Source organism: Streptomyces sp. SYSU D01066-1, assembly GCF_054956795.1.
The window spans coordinates 249,666-268,269 of record NZ_JBUDHV010000003.1 but is presented as its reverse complement, the minus strand read 5'-3'; the positions used below and the strand labels follow the sequence as shown (position 1 = coordinate 268,269).

Annotated in this window: 14 protein-coding genes and 1 tRNA gene; 3 read left to right on the top strand and 12 right to left on the bottom strand. The window is 72.0% G+C overall.

Features of this window, described 5'->3' with window-relative positions:
- Positions 1-88 precede the first annotated feature (88 nt).
- From ACY1JF_RS04955 to pgsA, 3 genes are read right to left on the bottom strand one after another with little or no spacing between them, the layout of a single operon-like run.
- A complete protein-coding gene (locus ACY1JF_RS04955) occupies positions 89-1,252 on the bottom strand; it encodes a glycosyltransferase family 4 protein (RefSeq protein WP_462703711.1) in 1,164 nt (387 codons plus the stop codon).
- The gene (locus ACY1JF_RS04950; RefSeq protein WP_462703710.1) at positions 1,249-2,157 is read right to left on the bottom strand and encodes a phosphatidylinositol mannoside acyltransferase; all 909 of its coding nucleotides are present in this window, start codon (positions 2,155-2,157) and stop codon (positions 1,249-1,251) included. The genes ACY1JF_RS04955 and ACY1JF_RS04950 overlap by 4 nt, the downstream gene beginning before the upstream one ends.
- On the bottom strand, positions 2,154-2,882 hold the full coding sequence (gene pgsA / locus ACY1JF_RS04945; RefSeq protein WP_462703812.1) for a phosphatidylinositol phosphate synthase: 729 nt from the start codon (positions 2,880-2,882) through the stop codon (positions 2,154-2,156). The genes ACY1JF_RS04950 and pgsA overlap by 4 nt, the downstream gene beginning before the upstream one ends.
- A 215-nt stretch (positions 2,883-3,097) precedes the next feature.
- On the opposite strand from pgsA, the gene ACY1JF_RS04940 reads away from it, so the two are divergent.
- Together ACY1JF_RS04940 and ACY1JF_RS04935 are read left to right on the top strand one after the other, a co-directional pair.
- A complete protein-coding gene (locus ACY1JF_RS04940) occupies positions 3,098-5,296 on the top strand; it encodes an elongation factor G-like protein EF-G2 (protein ID WP_462703709.1) in 2,199 nt (732 codons plus the stop codon).
- A 186-nt stretch (positions 5,297-5,482) separates the two neighbouring features.
- Positions 5,483-7,141 carry a hypothetical protein gene (locus ACY1JF_RS04935; protein ID WP_462703811.1) on the top strand — a complete coding sequence of 553 codons (1,659 nt, stop codon included), beginning with the start codon at positions 5,483-5,485 and terminating at the stop codon, positions 7,139-7,141.
- A gap of 34 nt (positions 7,142-7,175) precedes the next feature.
- Here the strand turns inward: ACY1JF_RS04935 and ACY1JF_RS04930 are convergent, their stop codons facing one another.
- The gene (locus ACY1JF_RS04930) at positions 7,176-7,724 is read right to left on the bottom strand and encodes an HIT family protein (RefSeq protein WP_462703708.1); all 549 of its coding nucleotides are present in this window, start codon (positions 7,722-7,724) and stop codon (positions 7,176-7,178) included.
- A 95-nt stretch (positions 7,725-7,819) separates the two neighbouring features.
- Positions 7,820-9,799, bottom strand: a complete 1,980-nt coding sequence (gene thrS, locus ACY1JF_RS04925; protein ID WP_462703707.1) for a threonine--tRNA ligase — start codon at positions 9,797-9,799, stop codon at positions 7,820-7,822.
- A gap of 484 nt (positions 9,800-10,283) precedes the next feature.
- Between thrS and ACY1JF_RS04920 the strand changes: the two genes are divergently transcribed.
- A complete protein-coding gene (locus ACY1JF_RS04920) occupies positions 10,284-11,009 on the top strand; it encodes an exonuclease domain-containing protein (protein WP_462703706.1) in 726 nt (241 codons plus the stop codon).
- A 57-nt stretch (positions 11,010-11,066) separates the two neighbouring features.
- Here the strand turns inward: ACY1JF_RS04920 and ACY1JF_RS04915 are convergent.
- The 7 genes from ACY1JF_RS04915 to ACY1JF_RS04885 form a co-directional block, all read right to left on the bottom strand.
- Positions 11,067-11,138 (bottom strand) — tRNA-Val (locus tag ACY1JF_RS04915).
- A gap of 39 nt (positions 11,139-11,177) precedes the next feature.
- Complete coding sequence (locus tag ACY1JF_RS04910; RefSeq protein ID WP_462703705.1) at positions 11,178-11,624, bottom strand: SRPBCC family protein; 447 nt, start codon at positions 11,622-11,624, stop codon at positions 11,178-11,180.
- A 28-nt stretch (positions 11,625-11,652) separates the two neighbouring features.
- Entirely contained in the window at positions 11,653-14,388 is a 2,736-nt protein-coding gene (locus ACY1JF_RS04905; protein WP_462703704.1) for an exo-rhamnogalacturonan lyase family protein, read from the bottom strand.
- 90 nt (positions 14,389-14,478) lie between these two features.
- Positions 14,479-15,072 carry a hypothetical protein gene (locus ACY1JF_RS04900; protein ID WP_462703703.1) on the bottom strand — a complete coding sequence of 198 codons (594 nt, stop codon included), beginning with the start codon at positions 15,070-15,072 and terminating at the stop codon, positions 14,479-14,481.
- 10 nt (positions 15,073-15,082) lie between these two features.
- Entirely contained in the window at positions 15,083-15,955 is an 873-nt protein-coding gene (locus ACY1JF_RS04895) for a carbohydrate ABC transporter permease (protein WP_462703702.1), read from the bottom strand.
- Entirely contained in the window at positions 15,952-16,911 is a 960-nt protein-coding gene (locus ACY1JF_RS04890; protein WP_462703701.1) for a carbohydrate ABC transporter permease, read from the bottom strand. Before ACY1JF_RS04890 ends, ACY1JF_RS04895 begins: the two co-directional genes overlap by 4 nt.
- 14 nt (positions 16,912-16,925) lie before the next feature.
- Positions 16,926-18,227: an ABC transporter substrate-binding protein gene (locus tag ACY1JF_RS04885; RefSeq protein ID WP_462703700.1), complete on the bottom strand. Its 1,302-nt coding sequence runs from the start codon at positions 18,225-18,227 to the stop codon at positions 16,926-16,928.
- Positions 18,228-18,604 lie beyond the last annotated feature (377 nt).

Below are 18,604 nucleotides of genomic sequence, written 5' to 3'. Positions count from 1 at the left end.
GACCGGCCTCGTCCTCGAGCGCCGCGCGGGCCGGAGAGCCGGGCCCGGCCGTGCGGCACCGCCGGCTCCCCTCCCGCTCAGTTCCCGCTCAGTCCCGCGCCAGCCCGAACCGCGCCCGCAGCCCCGTCGCCCGCTCGTCCGCCGCCACCGCCGCCGCGCCCGCCGTCACCGTCTCGTAGACGGACATGATGTCCGCGCCCACCGTCGACCAGTCGAAGCGCCGCACGTGCGCGCTGCCCCGCTCCCGCAGCTCTGCCAGCCGCGCCGGGTCCTCCAGGAGCCGTACGGCCGTCGCGGCCAGCGCCTCGGCGTCCTCGTTGGGGAACAGCTCCCCGGCCGCTCCCCGGTCCAGCACCTGGGCGAAGGCGTCGAGGCCGGAGGCGAGCACCGGGGCGCCCGCGGACATCGCCTCGACCAGGATGATCCCGAAGCTCTCGCCGCCGGTGTTGGGCGCCACGTACAGGTCGACGCTGCGCAGGAAGCGGGCCTTGTCCTCGTCGCTGACCATGCCGAGGAACTCCACCCGGTCGCGCAGCGCGGCGGGCAGGGAGGCGACCGCCTCCTCCTCGTCGCCGCGGCCGGCGATCAGCAGCCGGGTCCCCGGGCGGGCGGCGAGGATCTTCGGCAGGGCCCTCATCAGCACCGGCAGGCCCTTGCGGGGCTCGTCGATGCGGCCGATGAAGCCGATGGTGCCGCCCTGCCACTCGGGCCGGGGCTCGGCCTTGGCGAAGAAGTCGACGTCGACGCCGTTGGGGATGACGACCGCGTCGCCGCCCAGGTGCTCGACCAGGGTGCGGCGGGCGTACTCGCTCACCGCGATCCGGGCGCTGATCTTCTCCAGGGCCGCCTGCAGGATGGAGTACGCGGCGATCATGGCGCGGGAGCGCGGGTTGGACGTGTGGAACGTGGCCACGATCGGGCCCTGCGCCGCCCAGCAGGCCAGCAGGCCCAGCGACGGCGAGGTCGGCTCGTGGATGTGGATGACGTCGAACGCGCCGTCGTGCAGCCAGCGCCGCACCCGCGCGGCGCTCAGGAACCCGAAGTTCAGCCGGGCCACCGAGCCGTTGTACGGCACCGGCACCGCGCGGCCCGCGGAGACCACGTACGGCGGCAGCGGGGTGTCGTCGTCGGCCGGGGCCAGGACGGACACCTCGTGGCCGAGCCGGATGAAGTACTCGGCGAGGTCGCGGATGTGGAACTGGACGCCGCCCGGCACGTCCCAGGAGTACGGGCAGACGATGCCGATCCTCATGAGGTCCCCCTCGCGGGGCCGAGGTCGGCGAGCCACAGGCGCTGCAGCATGTGCCAGTCCTCCGGATGCTCGGCGATCCCCGTGGCGAAGGCGTCGGCCAGCGCCTGTGTCATGACGGACGCCTTCTCGCGCCGGTCGCCCGACTCGGGTACCCCGACGGGCGGGTGGACCCGGCCCCGCATGACGGGCGAGTCGTCGTACCACAGGGTCACGGGCAGCAGGGCCGCGCCGGTCTGCTGGGCGAGCAGCGCCGGGCCGCCCGGCATCCGGGCCGGCTCGCCGAAGAAGTCGACCTCGACGCCGGAGGCGGACAGGTCGCGGTCGGCGACCAGGCAGACCAAGCCGCCGGCCCGCAGCCGCCGGGCCAGGGTGCCGAACGCCGCGCCGCCGGTGTGCGGCAGGACCTCCATGCCGAGGCCCTCGCGGTAGGCGACGAAGCGGTCGTAGAGGGTCTCCGGCCTCAGGCGCTCGGCGACCGTGGTGAAGGGGATGCCCAGCTCGGTGGTGAGCCAGGCGCCGGCCAGGTCCCAGTTGGCCAGGTGCGGCAGGGCGACGACCACGCCCTTGCCCGCGTCCATGGCCTCGGTGAGGTGGCGCAGGCCCTCGACGGTGACGCCGGCCGCGATCCGCTCGCGGCTCCAGGCGGGCAGCCGGAAGGACTCCATCCAGTACCGCAGGTACGAGCGCATCCCCGCGCGGGAGAGCGCCGCGAGCCGCTCGGGGCCCGCACCGGGCACCACGCGCGCGTAGTTGCGCTCCAGCCGCAGCACACCCTGGCCGCGCCGCTTCCAGGCGAGGTCCGCGACAGTGCGGCCGAGCCGCGTGGCGACCGGCTCGGGCAGCTTCTTCACGGTGCTCCAGCCGGCGCCGTACAGCGCGTCGGTCAGCCGCTCCTGGGCGCTCACTTGGCCGCCTCGCTCCCCCGCGCCTCGTGCGTGGCCGCGGCCTGGGCCTCGGCGGACTCCCGGCGGACCGTGACGACCCGCTGGATCAGCGTGACGAGGCTGCCGACGGCGACGATCCACAGGGCGACGGGCAGCAGGTACTGGATGCCGGGCACGCCGAACGCGTGCAGGCCCGCGAGACCGGCCGCGACCAGGGAGACGACGAGCCGCTCGGCGCGCTCCACCAGTCCGTTGACGGCGACCGGCAGGCCGATCGACTCGCCGCGCGCCTTGGTGTACGACACCACCTGGCCGCTGGCCAGGCAGAAGATGGAGACGGCGCAGAGCACGTCGTCGTCGCCGCCGCCCGCGTACCAGAGCGCGAAGCCGCCGAAGATCGCCCCGTCGGCGACCCGGTCGAGGGTCGAGTCCAGGAAGGCGCCCCAGCGGCTGGAGCGGCCGAGCTGGCGGGCCATGTTCCCGTCGACCAGGTCGGAGAAGACGAAGAGGGTGATCACCACCGTGCCCCAGAAGAACTCGCCCCTGGGGTAGAAGACCAGCGCCCCCGCGACCACACCCGCGGTCCCGACGAGCGTGACCGTGTCCGGGCTGACCCCCCGGCGGATGAGAAACGCGGCGAACGGTGTGAGGACACGCGTGAAGAATGCACGCGCGTACTTGTTCAGCATGGCCTTCCCGACGGTCGGTGTCGCCGCGCGGCCCCTGCTGGCCGCCGGCTGGCCCATCGTAGCCACGCGCGCGCGTGGGTGGCGGCCGGGCACCCGGACCGCCGGCCGGGGCCGGGCGCGCGGCGGGGCCGGGTCCCCCGTCGTCCTTCGTATGGACGCGGCGTGGCGGGAGTGGAAAGCTCGAAGGACCGCGGGCGTCGCCAAAGCCGCTCGCACGCGGCCCACGCGTGTCCGCGCCCCCGGTGACCTCACCGCGCACGGGAGGCAGGGTCATGGGCGACAAGGCACACACACATCCCGGAGCCGCCGGCAGGGCACAGGCGGCCGACCGTCCCGCGTCCGTACGGAACGTGGTGCTGGTCGGCCACCGCGGGTCGGGCAAGACGACTCTGGTGGAGGCCCTCGCGCTGACCGCGGGGGCGCTGAACCGGGCGGGCCGCGTCGAGGACGGCGGCTGCGTCTCCGACTACGACGAGATCGAGCACCGCCAGCAACGCTCCGTACAGCTCTCGCTGGTCCCCGTCACCTGGGACGGCATCAAGGTGAACCTCCTCGACACCCCCGGGTACGCCGACTTCGTCGGTGAGCTGAGGGCCGGTCTGCGGGCGGCGGACGCGGCCCTCTTCGTCGTCTCGGCCGCGGACGGCGTGGACGGCTCGACGCGCATGGTGTGGGAGGAGTGCGCGGCCGTCGGCATGCCGCGCGCCATCGTGATCACGCACCTGGAGGCCGCGCGGGCCGGCTTCGAGGAGACGACCCAAAGCTGCGCCGAGGCGTTCGGGGCCGACGACCCCGACGCCGTACTGCCGCTCTACCTGCCGCTGCACGGACCGCGGCAGCCCGACGGACACGCGCCCGTGACCGGTCTGACCGGCCTGCTGACGCGGAAGCTGTTCGACTACTCGACCGGTGAGCGCGAGGAGTCCGAGCCGGGCGCGGAGCAGCTGCCGCTGATCGAGGAGGCCCGCAACCGGCTGATCGAGGGCGTCATCGCGGAGAGCGAGGACGAGACCCTCATGGACCGCTACCTGGGCGGCGAACCGGTCGACGTCAAGACGCTGATCCAGGACCTGGAGCGGGCCGTGGCGCGCGGGGCGTTCTTCCCTGTCCTGGCCGCCGCCCCCGCCGCCGAGGGCGCCCGGCAGGGCCTGGGCACGGTCGAACTGCTGGAGCTGATCACCCGCGGCTTCCCGACGCCGCTGGAGCGCGAGGCGCCCCGGGTGACCACCCCCGACGGCCGGTCCCGCACGCTGCGGCCGTGCGACCCCGACGAGTCGCTGGTCGCGGAGGTCGTCAAGACCTCCTCCGATCCGTACGTCGGCCGGATCTCCCTGGTCAGGGTGTTCTCCGGCACCCTGCGCGCCGACCAGACCGTGCACGTGTGCGGGCACGGGCTGACCGACCGGGGGCACGAGGACCACGACGTCGACGAACGCGTCGGCGCCCTGTCGACCCCCTTCGGCAAGCAGCAGCGTCCGGTCTCCCACGTCATCGCGGGCGATCTGGCGTGCGTGGCGAAGCTGGCCCGCGCGGAGACCGGCGACACGCTGTCCGCGAAGGACGACCCGCTGCTGATGGAGCCGTGGCGGATGCCCGACCCGCTGCTGCCGCTCGCCATCCGGGCGCGCGCCAAACCCGACGAGGACAAGCTCTCCCAGGGGCTGGCCCGCCTGGTCGCCGAGGACCCGACGATGCGCCTGGAGCACAACCAGGACACCCACCAGGTGGTCCTGTGGTGCCTGGGCGAGGCGCACGCGGACGTCGCCCTGGAGCGGCTGCGCGGCCGGTACGGCGTCCAGGTCGACGTCGTACCGCACCGGGTGGCGCTGCGGGAGACGTTCGGCGCGAAGGCGGCCGGGCGCGGGCGGCACGTCAAGCAGTCCGGCGGGCACGGGCAGTACGCCGTCTGCGAGATCGAGGTGGAGCCGCTGCCGGGCGGCTCGGGCATCGAGTTCGTCGACAGGGTGGTCGGCGGCGCGGTGCCCCGGCAGTTCGTCCCCTCCGTCGAGAAGGGCGTGCGCGCGCAGGCCGCCAGGGGCGTCGCCGCGGGCCATCCGCTGACCGACGTGCGCATCACGCTGGTGGACGGCAAGGCGCACTCGGTGGACTCCTCCGACGCCGCCTTCCAGACGGCCGGCGCGCTGGCGCTGCGGGAGGCCGCCGCCGACGCCGGGATCCAGCTGCTGGAACCGGTGGCCGAGGTCGGCGTGCTGGTCGGCGACGACTACGTGGGCGCGGTGATGAGCGACCTGTCCGGGCGGCGCGGCCGTCTGCTCGGCACCGAGCGGACGGCGGGCGGACGCACCCTGGTACGGGCCGAGGTACCGGAGATCGAGATCGGCCGGTACGCGGTGGACCTGCGTTCCCTCTCGCACGGCACGGCCCGTTTCGACCGCCGCTACGCACGGCACGAGCCGATGCCGCCGCAGGTCGCGGCACGGGTCCGGGAAGGGGCGCGAGACGGCGGATGACCGGTGCGAGGCGCACTCCGGCGGTCCGCGCGCCCCGCGCCGCGCTCCAGGCCGGCGGGCGGTTCACACCGTCCGCCGACGGGCGCCCGCGCCGGGGGATACGCTGATGACCTGATCAACAGGTGTGCGGAGCACGGAAGTCGGGAAAGCCGCTTGAGCGAGAGCGGTTTCGATCTGGGGGCGGGAATGACCGACGGCGGTTACGCGGACTTCTTCGGGCCTCAGGTGCCCCGGGCGGGAGACGCGAGCCAGACGCCCACCTTGGCGCTGGCGTCGGCGGCCTACCGGGACAGTCCCGTGGAGGACATCAAGAAGGCCGACAACGAGTGGCACCAGACGGCCGTCAACGCGGGCCGCCCCTGGGCCACGATCTTCAAGCCCAACCTGGGTGAGGCGTTCGCCCAGGCGGTGGTCGGCCGCATGCTGGGCAGCGGGCGCAAGCCCCTCATCCAGTCCTTCGGCATCGAGCCGCAGGTCGTCGTCGAGCACTGTCTGGCGGCCAACCGCATCCGCAAGGAGCGCGACCGGAAGCTGACCGCCGTCATGGCGGTGTGCGGGCTGCTCTTCCTGCCCGGTCTGCTGGTCTGGCTGCTCGTCTTCCAGATCCGCGGCACGGTCGCCAAGTCGGAGAACAAGCAGACCGGCGCCCTCGGCACCGTCCTGCTCGTGGCGGTGGGCGCGCTGGCCGTGCTCTTCGTCCTCAAGATGCCGTTCGGCGGTTTCTGGGGCTGGTACGGGCGGCTGGCGGCCGTGATGCCGGTCGTCGGCTGGTTCTGGGCCAAGCGGATCTGCGAGAGCACGGCGAAGGACCTCAGGGAGCGCTGGGGGAGCCTGGTCAAGGGCGCCAGCGTCGCGGCCAGGATCCCGGAGGCGGTGCCCAGCAACCCCAACGAGACCGCCGCCGAGGAACTGCGCCAGTCGCTGGCCAGGCTGGGCGCCGAGCAGCAGTCCAACTCGGTCTTCTACGCCGGTCCCAAGGGCATCCTGGGCATGGGCACCCGCTGGGGCAGCTGGCAGCTGGCCGAGGAGCTGGTCCCGGCGGACCCGGCCCGGGAGATCCACCCGTTCCGCAGCTGGGACGTCATACGGTCCATCCACGACCAGCTCAGCCAGCTGGAGCGCGGCCCGCTGAACACCAACGGCTTCACCAAGCCGTCGGTGCGGCACTGGATCGTCACGCCGATCGCGGAGGGCGCGGGGGCGGTGTCCCGTCCGGAGGGCGCGGACGTCGAGGCGTACCAGGTCAAGCCGCACGCCGTCCAGGAGATCTGCAACAACCAGCAGTTCGGCGCCGGCGACCGGCACTACCTGGGCGTGCAGTGGACCCTGTGGGACGGGCAGTTGGTCATCACCATGATGATCACGGTGACGGTGCTGCACTCGACGCTGCGGATCGAGGTCACCGGCCACGCCCTGGGTCCGGTGAACGGCCTGTTCATGGGCGGGCCCTCGGCCCCCTCCAAGACGGTCACCAAGTCGTTCAAGCCCTGGGAGACCCGCAAGGTGATGCTCCCGCTGGTCAACACCCAGGAAGTGGTACGGCTCGCCGCCCGCGCCCCGTTGACCTTCTACCCGCCGGCGCTGAACTGGCTGGGCGGCACGATCTCGCTGCCCGAGCCGTTCGGCCTGCGGCACGCCTGGGCCGACCAGCCCTGGCGGCACCGCTTCATGGCCGACGACGCGCTGCGGGCGGCGACCCCGGTGCTGCGGGTGGTGCACCGGGCGGCGATCAAGGTGCTGGAGGAGAACGGCGTGGACACCGAGAAGTTCGGCGCGCGGTCGGCGTTCCTCAGCGGGGCGGTGCAGGACCCGACGCCGGGGAAGGCCGACACGTACAACGCGTAGGCCCCGCTTCGGCGCGGAGGCCCGGTAGCGGGGGCTACGCCTGCGGCCACGCCTCCGCCAGCATCTTGCGGGTGTCGCCCAGCAGCTGCGGCAGCACCTTGGTGTGCCCGACCACCGGCATGAAGTTGGTGTCGCCGCCCCAGCGGGGCACGACGTGCTGGTGGAGGTGGGCGGCGATGCCCGCGCCGGCCACCGAGCCCTGGTTCATGCCGATGTTGAAGCCGTGGGCGCCGGAGGCGGTGCGCAGGGCCGTCATCGCCTGCTTGGTCAGCTCGGCCAGCTCGGCGGTCTCCTCGCCCGTCAGCTCGGTGTAGTCGGCGACGTGCCGGTAGGGCACGGCCATCAGGTGGCCGCCGTTGTACGGGTAGAGGTTGAGCACCGCGTAGACGTGCTCGCCGCGCCGGACGACCAGGCCGTCCTCGTCGGACGCGGCCGGGATCGAGCAGAAGGGGCAGCCGTCGCCGGCGCCCGGGCCGCTCGGCTTGTTCTCGCCCTGGATGTAGGCCATCCGGTGGGGTGTCCACAGGCGCTGGAACGCGTCCTGCGTCCCCACTCCCAACTGCTGCTCCGGCTCACTCGTCATGCGTGCAGCATATGGCGTCCGCCCGGGCGGACGGGAAAGGCCCCCGGTCACCCGGGGGCCTCGCCGTCGGTCCGGCCGGTCCGTCGGCCGGCCGGTCAGACCTGCGTGCGCTCCTCGACGACCTTGGCGATCTTCGCGAGGGCGTCCTCGACGGGGATGCCGTTCTCCTGGGAGCCGTCGCGGTAGCGGAAGGAGACGGCGCCGGCCGCCATGTCCTCGTCGCCCGCGATGACCATGAACGGCACCTTCTGCTTCTGGGCGTTGCGGATCTTCTTCTGCATCCGGTCGGAGGACGCGTCGACCTCGACGCGCAGCCCCGCCGCCCGCGCCTTCTCGGCGAACTCCTGGAGGTAGGGCACGTGCGCGTCGCCGATCGGGATGCCGAGCGCCTGGACGGGGGCCAGCCAGGCCGGGAAGGCGCCGGCGTAGTGCTCCAGCAGGACGCCGAAGAACCGCTCGATGGAGCCGAACAGCGCGCGGTGCAGCATGACGGGCTGCTGGCGGGAACCGTCCGCGGCGGTGTACTCCAGGCCGAACCGCTTGGGCTGGTTGAAGTCGACCTGGAGGGTGGACATCTGCCAGGAGCGGCCGATGGCGTCCTTGACCTGCACGGAGATCTTTGGCCCGTAGTACGCGGCGCCGCCCGGGTCCGGGATCAGCGGGAGGTTCTGCTTCTCGGCGGCCTGGCGCAGGGCCTCGGTGGCCTCCTCCCAGTCCTCGTCCGAGCCGATGAACTTGTCGGAGTCGTCACGGGTGGACAGCTCCAGCTCGAACTCGGTCAGGCCGTAGTCCCGCAGCAGGTCCAGCACGAAGGTCAGGAGCGTGTCCAGCTCCTGGGGCATCTGCTCCTTGGTGCAGTAGATGTGCGAGTCGTCCTGGGTGAAGCCGCGCGAGCGGGTCAGGCCGTGCACGACGCCCGACTTCTCGTACCGGTACACGGTCCCGAACTCGAAGAGGCGCAGGGGAAGTTCACGGTAGGAACGGCCGCGCGACTTGAAGATCAGGTTGTGCATCGGGCAGTTCATCGCCTTGAGGCGGTAGTTCTGCTCGTCGAACTGGATGGGCGGGAACATGCCCTCCGCGTAGTGCGGCAGGTGCCCGGAGACCTCGAAGAGGTGCTCCTTCGAGATGTGCGGGGTGTTCACGAACTCGTACCCGGATACCTCGTGCCGGCGGCGCGAGTAGTCCTCCATGACCTTGCGGATCACACCGCCCTTGGGGTGGAAGACCGCGAGGCCGGGGCCCAGCTCGTCGGGGAAGGAGAACAGGTCCAGCTCGGCGCCGAGCTTGCGGTGGTCGCGCTTCTCGGCCTCGGCGAGGAAGTCCAGATGCGCCTTGAGTTCGTCCTTGGACGGCCAGGCGGTCCCGTAGATCCTCTGGAGCTGCGGGTTCTTCTCACTGCCGCGCCAGTAGGCGGCGGCGGAGCGCATCAGCTTGAACGCCGGGATGTTCCGGGTGGTCGGCAGGTGCGGGCCGCGGCACAGGTCCTTCCAGCACAGCTCGCCGGTCTTGGCGTCGAGGTTGTCGTAGATGGTCAGCTCACCGCCGCCCACCTCCGCGTCGGCGCCGTCGGCGGCCTGCGCGGCGTTGCCCTTGAGGCCGATCAGCTCCAGCTTGTACGGCTCGTCCGCCAGTTCCTCGCGGGCGGCGTCGTCGCTGGTGACCCGGCGGGAGAATCGCTGGCCCCGCTTCTGGATCTCCTGCATCTTCTTCTCGACGCGCTTGAGGTCCTCCGGGGTGAAGGACTCCTTGACGTCGAAGTCGTAGTAGAAGCCGTCCCGGATGGGCGGGCCGATGCCCAGCTTGGCCTCGGGGAACAGCTCCTGGACGGCCTGCGCCATGACGTGCGCGGTGGAGTGGCGCAGGATGTTCAGACCGTCCTCGGAGGAGATCTCGACGCCCTCGACGGTCTCGCCGTCCTGCACCTCGTACGCGAGGTCCTTCAGCTCGCCGTCCACGCGGGCGGCGACGACCGAGCGCTCGCCGGGGAAGAGGTCGGCGGCCGTGGTGCCCGTCGTCACCACGCGTTCTTCCCGCTCGGAATCGCGTTGGATGATCACACGGACGTCTGACACCGGTCTCTCCTGACTGAAGTGGGTCGCGGCGCCATACCGGAGCGCTCGCACGAGGGCGATCGTACCGACCCGGCCCGGCCGACCGCGAAACAGATATCCGGTCCGGGTGCCGGTTCACTCCCCGGCACGGGCCCCCGAAGGGGCCGGGGCCCTCCTGGAGCGCCTCGGGCGGCCGGTCCCGGCCCGCGTCATGATCGCGCACAGTCTCCGGCCGGGGAGCGGCCCGGCGGGCGCGGCGGTGTCCGGTACGCCGCCTCGGGCCGCGCCTCGCCGGCGGCCCCGTCGCCGACGGTGTGCCCGGGGGCGCCGCGGCCGCGGGCGGGCGGCCTTCCGGAGGGGGTGCTCCCGCGCCGCGGTCGCCGCACCGCGAGAGTCCCGCCCCCGTCGCGCCCTTGCGGCGTACGGCGTGAACAGGCCGGGTATCACCGGAGCGGGCAGCGGACGGGGTGTCGACTGCCAGAGGTGATCGAGGGGTTGTGGTGGTATGACGTGCTGGTACGAAGGACCCCTGGCCGCGTTCGACACGCAGACCACGGGTGTCGACGTCGAGAACGACCGGATCGTGTCGGCCGCCGTCGTCGTCCAGGACGCCCCGGGCGTCCGGCCGCGGGTCAGCCGCTGGCTGGTCGACCCGGGCGTCCCGGTGCCCGAGGCGGCGACCGCGGTGCACGGGCTGACGGAGGAGCACCTGCAGCACAACGGCCGCTGGCCGGCGCCGGTGATGTACGAGGTGGCGGAGGCGCTGGCGGAGCAGGCGCGGGCCGGACGGCCGCTCGTGGTGATGGACGCGCCGTTCGGTCTGACGCTGCTGGACCGGGAGTTGCGGCGCCACCGCGCCTCGTCGCTGGGCCGCTGGCTGGAGCGGACGCCGCCGCACGTCCTCGATCCGCGGGTGCTCGACACCCACCTGGACCGCTGCCGCAAGGGCCGCCGCACCCTCACCGCCCTGTGCGCGCACTACGGCGTCCCGCTGGAGGGGGCGCGCGACGCGGCGGCCGACGCGCAGGCGGCGCTGGAGGTGGTACGGGCGGTGGGGCGCCGGTTCGCGGGGCGGCTGGGGCGCCTTTCCCCCGCCGAGCTGCACACGCTCCAGGCGGTGTGGCACGCGGCACAGGCGCGGGGCCCGCAGGCGTGGTTCGCGGCCGGTGGCACCGACGAGGCGGCCGACCCGGCGTGGCCGCTGCGTCCGGACCTGTCGGCGGTGGCCTGAGGGCGGGGCACGGGATGCAAAGAACCGGTCCGCCGTACGGCGGACCGGTTCTCCCGGTGGGCGATACTGGGTTCGAACCAGTGACCTCTTCGGTGTGAACGAAGCGCTCTCCCACTGAGCTAATCGCCCGGGAACGCACTGAACAATACAGGTCCGGCCGGGCTTCCTTCAAACCGCTGCCAGGTGGGCGGCCAGTCCGCGCCGTCCGGCCCGCATCATCAGCGTGTGGTTGGCGCGGAAGAAGGCCCGGCCGGGGACGGCGAGCCGGCGCAGCAGCGGCTTGCGGACGTCGACCTCCTGGTCGTAGCGGACGAGGGTGCCGGTCCCCTGGGGGGTGACCGTCCAGCGTGCCCAGCCCTCGATGTCGCCGTGGAGCGAGACCTCCAGTACGCCGGCCTCCGGGTCGCGCCGCTCCTCCCGCAGGACCTGGGTGAGGTCGTACGGGAGGAGCGAGCGGACGCGGACGGTGCCGCTGGTGGCGTCGAGGCGGGTGACCTCGCGGACCTGCGGCCACCAGCGGGGGTAGTCCTCGATCCGCTCCAGGGCGCGGTAGACGGCCGGGGCGGGCGCGGGCAGGGCCCACAGGCTGCGGAAGCGGTAATGGTTCCAGTCCACGTCCGCAGCCTGCCCGCGCGAAAGCGGGTTACGGCATCCGGTCGCCCAGCAGGGCGAGGTTCTCGATGGCGGCGAGGCCGTAGAGAGCGGTGTCGTTGGTGGAGACCCAGGCCGCCTCGCTGCCGGGCACCAGCGCCGTCGGGCCGCTGATCTCCTCCGTCGTCCAGGGGGACGACTCCGTGTAGCCGTCGGAGTTGTAGAACTTCTCCCACGCGCGCGTGGCGAGCTTTTCGTCGCCGGTCCGTACGGCGGCGTAGGCGTCGAGGCGGGAGTGGCCCTGGAAGAGGATCAGGGAGCCGAAGTGGGAGCCGTAGCGGGCGGCCTGTTCGGTCTTGGTGGCGTTGAAGTAGCGGCAGTAGTCGTAGTACGCCTCGTTGAACTCCGGGATGTCGACGAGGTCGATGAGTTCGGCGCACAGTTCGTTGAGGCCGAAGACGGCGGACAGGTGGGAGACGCCGACCACCGGCTGCTCGGCCACGGCGAACTCGCCGGTGTCGAGGTCGTACAGGCCGCTGCCCTGGACGAAGCCGTTGGGCTGGGCGGCGATGCCCTTCATGGTGGACACCACCCGGGCCTTGGCCTTCTCCCACTTGGGGCCCTTGCGTTCCCACTCGGTCAGCCAGGCCGACACCAGGCCGCTCCAGTCGGTGCCGAAGCCGATCGACAGGGCGTGCCGGTCGGGGGTGTAGGGCTCGGTGCGGATCTTGCGGGTGGGGTCGAGGACGAGGAACGTCTCGTCGGAGTCGACGTTGGCGTGCATGAGGTCGCCGACGCGTTCGTCGGCGGTGAGGAAGTAGTAGAAGCGGCGGTAGGTGGTGTTGGCGATGCGCTGCTGCTTGGCGCTGTCGGCGTAGTGCTGGACGCCGTGCCGGGTGCCCAGGCCCGCCCACTTGCCCAGGTGGTAGACGTCGACCTCGCCGGTGTGCCGGGTCATCGCCTCGGCGAAGCGGAAGATGTCGGCGCGGCCGGAGCGCAGGTAGGCGTACCAGAGCCAGAGGTCCGGGGACAGCTCCGAGTTGTCCCAGGCGTAGCCGCCGACGTCGTAGCGCCACTGGTGGCGGACGGTGTCGTACGTGTGCATGATGTCGCCGTAGTCCCAGAAGCCGTACCAACGGCGCTGCTCCACCTGGTCCTTGTAGTAGGTGAAGAGGAAGTCGAGGTGGTCCTCGATCTTCGCCTTGGCCGGGGTGGAGCGGTCGGGCTCGGCGTACAGGCCCTTGCCGAAGACGCCCGCCTTGATGAGCTGGGCGGGCGGGGCGGCGAGCTGGGGCAGGACGCGGACGGCCTCGACCTGTTCGGCGAGGGCCTCGGGGGCGGGGGTGGCGGCGTTGGCCCAGAAGAGGAGTTCCGAGGTGCGGGCGATGCCGTAGGGGGTGCCGAACCCCGGCTCGTAGTCCTCGTAGGTGATGTTGAGGCCCTCGAGCTGCTCGGCGTAGGTGTCCTGGCCCATGCCGTCGTGGTAGAAGCGCAGGTCCATGGGCTGGGCCTCGGGCGACCAGAGCCAGAGGGTGACCTCGGCCTCGTCGGTCTGCGCGTCGCGGATGTCGAGCTGGGCGGGGTACTTCTCCCAGAAGTCGCGCAGGCCGAAGGAGAGACCGCCGCTGACGCCGCCGACGTAGCCGAAGCCGGAGGCGCGGCGTCCGCCGCCGGCGCCGATCCAGCCGTGGCCCTTCGTGGTGCGCTTGCGCAGGGTGAAGCCGTCGGCGGAGAGCTGGGAGAGGGTGTAGTCGCCCCACTCGGAGATGTACTGGAGGCGGGTGGTGACCCGCTGGTCCCAGGTGGCGGGGTCGGGCAGCTTCTCCCCCGCGTACTGCGCGGCCTGGACGGCGGCGCCCGGGTCGCGGCGCAGTCCGGTGATGCCCTTGACGGCCTCGCGCAGCAGGCCGGTGCCCTCGCCGCCGATGCGGATGTGGCGGTCGTAGGCGGCGTCGCGCATCGGCACGGTGAAGCGGACGCCGAGGCCCCGGATGAAGTCGCCGGACGCCTTGCCGGGTTCCTGGGTGCCGTCGAAGGTGATGGTGTGCACCATGCGGAAGGAGTCGGCGCCCGCGTAGAAGTAGAGGCGGAGGGAGAAGGGGAGCCAGCTGCGGCCGCCCTTGCGGTGCTTGCCGTCGATGCGGACGACGGCGCGGACCGGGCCCTCCTGCTCGACCTCCACCTCCGAGATCGCGCCGTCGAAGCGCTCGTACTTGACCGTGCCCTGGTCGCCGTCCTCGATCTCGGGCTGGCGCAGCAGGACGAGGCGGCCGTTCCTGGCGATCTCGGTGGCGCCCCGGGTGACGGACTTGACGAGGGCGGAGCCGTCGGTGCCGATCCGCGCGGTGATGACGCCGGTCGATATGTCGATTCCCCCGCCGCGCCGGGTGACGGTGACCTTCTTGTCGGGGGCGGCCGGGGTGCCGGTGGTGAGGGTGAGTTTGCCGGAGCCCGAACCGACCGCGTGCGCCGTCCACTTCAGGGAGCCGTCCGGCCAGTACGCGAGCGGCCAGGACTGGGTGGGTACGGCCTTGCCGTCGGCGTCGGTGAGGGCGAAGGTCTGGTCCGGCTGGTGGGTGCCCCTGGGCCAGGGAACGCCGACAGTGGAGCCGGGGGCGGCGCCCAGGCCGCCGTCCTCCAGCCAGTCGAGGGTGACGGGGGCGTCGTCGGCGGTGTCGGCGGCGGGCGCGGCCTGGGCCTCGCGGGTGCCCAGGGCCCAGCTGAACTGGGCGGCGGCTCCGGCGACGGCGGCGGCCTTCAGGAGGGATCTGCGGGGGATGGGAGACACGGCTCTTCCTTCCTTGCGGGTGCGAGGGGTATGTCAAGGGCATGACAGACGGAGGCGCGGCGCGCGGGGCGCCGCTCCCCTGGGGGAGGTTCAGCCACGGCCGTACCGGTTCTCCACCGCGACGGCCGCCGCCGCGACGGCCCCGAGGACCGGGACCGCCAGCGGCGCGACGAAGAGCGCGGAACCGGCGACGACCGCCAGTCCGCAGACGATCAGCAGGGAGCCGGCGGGGTCGCGCAGGGTCCGGCGGCCGGCGGCGGCGAGCAGCGCGCGCCAGGACGCGCCGGGCGTCCACACCGCCGCCGCGCGCAGCCCCGCGACCACCAGGGCGAGCAGCGCGAGCAGGCCGACCGCCCCGGCGAACGGGCCGCCGGGCAGCCCGGCCCGCGCGGCCTGGACGTCCACCCAGACCGCGCCCGCCGCCGCCCACCCGGCGAGCCCGACGGCCCACCCGCGGCGCACGGCCGCCCGGAAGTCGGCGGCGAACTCCCGTCCCCCGCCGCCCTCGTGGGCGGCCCGGCGGCGCAGGTGCCGGGCGCCGGCGGCGAAGGCCGCGGGGCAGGTGACGACGCCGAGGCAGGCGACAGCGATCCACACCCCGGTGAGCATGCACTCGGCGAGGACGGCGAAGCGTTCGCCGCCGAACACCGGCTCCTTGCGCGCCTTCACGCGTGTCCCAGCCATACCGGCCGCCTCACTTCAGTCCCGAGGTCGCCATGCCGTCGATGAGATAGCGCTGGAAGGCCATGAAGAAGGCGACGACCGGGATCAGCGCCACCAGCGACATCGCGATCATGCTGCCGTAGTTGGAGATGCCCTCCTGGTCGCGGAACATCATCAGCCCGAGCGAGACGGTGTACTTGGAAGGGGTGTTGAGGTAGATCAACGGCCCCATGAAGTCGTTCCAGGTGTTGATGAAGGTGAAGATGGCGCTGGTGATGAGGGCGGGGCGGCACAGCGGCAGCACGATGGACCAGTAGGTCCGCAGGTGCCCGCAGCCGTCGAGCTTGGCTGCCTCGTCCAGCTCGCGCGGCAGCCCGCGCATGAACTGCACCATCAGGAAGACGAAGAACGCCTCCACGGCCAGGAACTTGCCGACCACCAGCGGCACGAGGGTGTCGACGAGTTCGAGCTTGCGGAACAGCACGTACTGCGGGATGAGCAGCACGTGGTACGGCAGCAGCAGCGTGCCGATCATCAGGGTGAACAGCAGGTTCCGCCCGGCGAACCGGATCTTGGCGAAGGCGTAGGCCGTCAGCGAGCTGGACAGCACCACGCCGACCACGGCGAGCACCGCGTATGTCAGCGAGTTGACGAAGAAGGTGCTGACGGAGATGCCGGAGATGCCGTCGGCGAGTCCGGAGAAGTTGGCCCAGACCGGCTTGGCGGGCAGCAGGTCGAGACTGGCGATGATGTCCTTGCTCGGCTTGAACGCCGCGCCGACGACCCAGATCACGGGGTACAGGACGACCGCGAGGACGACGAGCGCGCCCACGTGCCAGGCGATCGACCCGGTGCGCCGCCGGTCGTCCGCGGTGCGTGCGGCGGGGCTGGTGGCGGTGGTCACTTGGCGGCCTCCTCGTAGTGCACCCACTTCTTCTGCGACCAGAACAGCACCGCCGTCACCAGCGCCACCGCGACCACCAGCGTCCAGGCCATCGCGGAGGCGAAGCCCATCTGGGCCTCCTTGAAGCCCTTCTGGTAGAGGTAGCAGGTGTAGACGAGGGTGGCGTCGGCCGGCCCGCACCGGGTGTCGGAGACGACGTAGGCGGAGCCGAACACCTGGAACGCGTGGATGGACTCCAGCAGCACGTTGAAGAACAGCACCGGGGAGATCATCGGCAGCGTGATGTTCCAGAACCTGCGGAGGGGCCCCGCTCCGTCCACCTCGGCCGCCTCGTACAGCTCCCGCGGGACCTGCTTGAGGCCGGCCAGGAAGATGACCATCGGTGCGCCGAACTGCCAGATGCTCAGCGCCACCAGGGCGTAGAGGACGTAGTCCGGGTTGCCGATCCAGCCGCCCACGTCCAGGCCGAAGACCTTCTGGCCGCGGTCCACGATCGCGTCGTCCGAGAACAGCGCCCGCCACACGAAGCCCACCGAGACGCTCGCGCCGATGAGCGAGGGCAGGTAGAACGCGGCCCGGTACAGGCCCTGCCCGCGCCGCTTCTGCGCGAGCAGCATCGCGACGCCGAGCGCGAGGAGCAGTTTCAGGGGAGTGGCCACGACGACGTACTTCAGGGTGACCCCGACCGACTTCTGCCAGCGCGGGTCCTGGAACATCGTGGTGAAGTTGTCCAGCCCCACCCACTGCGGCGGCGTGAACAGGTTGTAGCTGGTGAACGCGTAGTACAGCGAAGCGATCATCGGTCCCGCCGTGAGCAGCGCGAACCCGGCGAGCCACGGCGACATGAAGAGGTAGCCGGCGAGGTTCTCGCGGCGCCGCCCGCGCCGCCCGGCCGCGGGGGCGGCGGACCGCCTCCCCCCGGCCGGGGGCGCGGGCGCTTCCTTGACGAGCGTCATGGTCGTACGTCCCCTCAGCCCGCGAAAGCGGCCTTGGCCTCGTTGAACAGCGTCTTGGCGGCGTCGGCCGGCTTGGCCTTGCCCTGGGCGACCTCACCGCCGATGCGCAGGAACGCCGCCTCGATGACGTCGGAACCGGACGGGTGCGGGGTGATCTTCCCGAGCAGCCCGGCGGCGGCGACCTCCTCCTCGTACGCCTTGACGCCCTTGTTGTTGTCGTCGGTGGGGGTGAACGCCTCGTACTGCTCGCTGGTGGCGAGGATGCCCCGGTCGTAGCCCATGATCTTGCCGACCTCGGGGTCGTGGACCATGAAGTCGATGAACTGGGCGACTTCCTTGGGGTGCTCGGTGCCGCTGAAGGCGCTCAGCATCAGCGAACCGAGGTACTGGCCGGTGTCCTTGCCGTTCGTGGTCGGGATCGGCGCGAGCCCGTAGTCCGACTCGCCCTCGCCCTCGTAGCGGATGGAGAAGTTGTCCCAGGTGAACTCGCCCGCGGCGAGCCCCGCCGACAGGCCCGACTTGGGCTTGACCTGCTCGATCTTCTTCGGGTCGGCGACCAGCCCGGACCGTACGCGCTTGTAGCCGTCCTCCCACCACTGCGTCAGGTCGTCCTCGGTGAAGCCGAGACCGGTCTCGGTGTAGAAGGCCTTGCCGTTCTGACGCAGATACAGGTCGTAGAGGTACATGACGCTGAAGTAGCCGGTGTCGCCGGCGATCTTCAGCTTGTCCTGGATGGTCTGGAGCGCGTCGAAGTACTCGCCCCAGGTCCAGCCCGGCTTCGGCTCCAGGCCCGCCTTCTCGAACGCCTTGAGGTCGATGACGAGGGCCATGGTGTTGGCGCCGGCGGGTACGCCGACCTGCTTGCCGTCGACCTGACCGACGGTCAGGACGTTGTTGCGGAAGTTCTCCAGGCTGAGATTTCCCGCGTCGGCCTGGGTCTTGAGGTCCATCAGGACACCGCGCTTGTCGTACTTGCGCAGGAAGGTGACGGAATTCTGGAAAACGTCCGGCGGATTTCCGCCGGAGGCCTGCGTCTGGAACTTCTCCCAGAACGCCTCGTAGTCCGTGAATTCCGGCTTGACCTTGATCTTCGGGTACTTCTTCTCGAAGAGGGCGATCGTCTTCTTGATGGCGATGGCCCGCGGTTCGCCACCCCACCAGGCGTAACGGATCGTCACCGTACCGTCCCCCGGACCGCTGCCGCCACCGCACGCGGTGGCCGTCGCACCGAGCCCGACGGCGGCCAGCGAGGCCCCCGTCGCCTTGAGGACCGTCCGCCTTCCGATCCGCCCCTCGGCATTTCCGCCCTGCTGCATATGAGCCTCCCCGCGACGCTGCGTTCGCCCCATGAATCGTTTCAAGTAAGCGCTTGCTGCCACAAGGTACGGAGGGCCCAGGGGCGCGTCAATGATTCGGACAGGAATTGATGTCCGGCAAGGGCCGGGCCGCCGCACGGCGGCCACCGCCGCGCCGGCCCGCGCCGGCCGGGAAAACCCAGGTCCGCGTGGCGCGGTCGACGGACCGAACAGCACCGGGCCGGGCCGGCCGGCCGCGCGGGAAGGTCACGGTTGGATGAAGGCCGGCCGAGCCGTCGCCCGGCGGCCACAACGACGAGGCGGGCCCGGGCCCCCAGCGGTGGCCGGGCCGCCGGGGGGGCCCGGGGGGGGGAAGGGGGTGGGCACCCGGGGCGCGC